Here is an 895-nt window from a genome sequence, read left to right as displayed (position 1 = left end):
GCTTGCCGTACACTGGGCACTCCTTATCTCGGACTATTCGGCGCTTGTTCTACTTCTATGGAAGGTTTAGCACTTGGAGCAAGTATCGTAAATGCAAAAGGCGCAAAATATTTATTAACTGGTGCATCCAGTCATAATACAGCTGTAGAAAAACAGTTCCGCTATCCTACCGAATATGGTGGGCAAAAACCACCTACCGCGCAGTGGACAGTAACCGGAGCAGGAGCTGCTATTTTAAGCGATACTGGACACGGTCCTAGGGTAACATCTGCCACAATCGGACGAGTGGTTGATATGGGATTAACAGATCCATTTAATATGGGAGGTGCAATGGCTCCAGCTGCCGTTGATACAATTGAAGCCCATTTACGCGAACGACAAATTGATGCCTCTTACTACGATTTAATCGTAACGGGTGACCTCGGACATGTAGGACGCGAAATTGCTTATGACTTATTACATAAACACGGAACGAAAGTAACGAGCGAACAGTTTCAAGATTGCGGGCTGCTCATTTATAGAGAAGGGCAACCTGTCATCGCTGGCGCTAGTGGACCAGGGTGTTCCGCAACGGTCGTATACGGTCACTTATTAAACCGAATGAAAAGAGGAGAGTTTAATAAAATACTTGTCGTTGCGACAGGCGCTTTACTATCTCCACTTACATTCCAACAAGAAGAAACGATTCCGTGTATCGCTCATGCCGTTTCGATTGAATTTGGAGGTGCAACGCAATGATTTTTTTCTGGGCTTTCGTCATTGGCGGACTTATATGTGTAATCGGCCAACTTATGTTTGATGTTGGAAAGCTAACACCAGCTCATACAATGGCAACACTCGTTGTTGCTGGAGCTATATTAGATGGATTCAATTTGTATGAACCATTAATTGATTT

General features: G+C 44.2%; 2 protein-coding genes. Both read left to right on the top strand.

What is annotated here, in order from left to right:
- Positions 1-738 (top strand): stage V sporulation protein AD (locus PDQ68_RS28585; protein WP_089614114.1); only part of this gene is annotated, 738 nt, incomplete at its 5' end.
- On the top strand, positions 735-895 hold a 161-nt coding region (locus PDQ68_RS28580; protein ID WP_252242569.1), incomplete at its 3' end, for a SpoVA/SpoVAEb family sporulation membrane protein. The genes PDQ68_RS28585 and PDQ68_RS28580, both read left to right, overlap by 4 nt.

The sequence above is a fragment of the Bacillus cereus group sp. Bc010 genome (genome assembly GCF_027716745.1).
Lineage (GTDB): Bacteria > Bacillota > Bacilli > Bacillales > Bacillaceae_G > Bacillus_A > Bacillus_A pacificus.
Note: the sequence above shows the minus strand (reverse complement) of the source record. Positions and strands in the feature narration are given on the sequence as shown.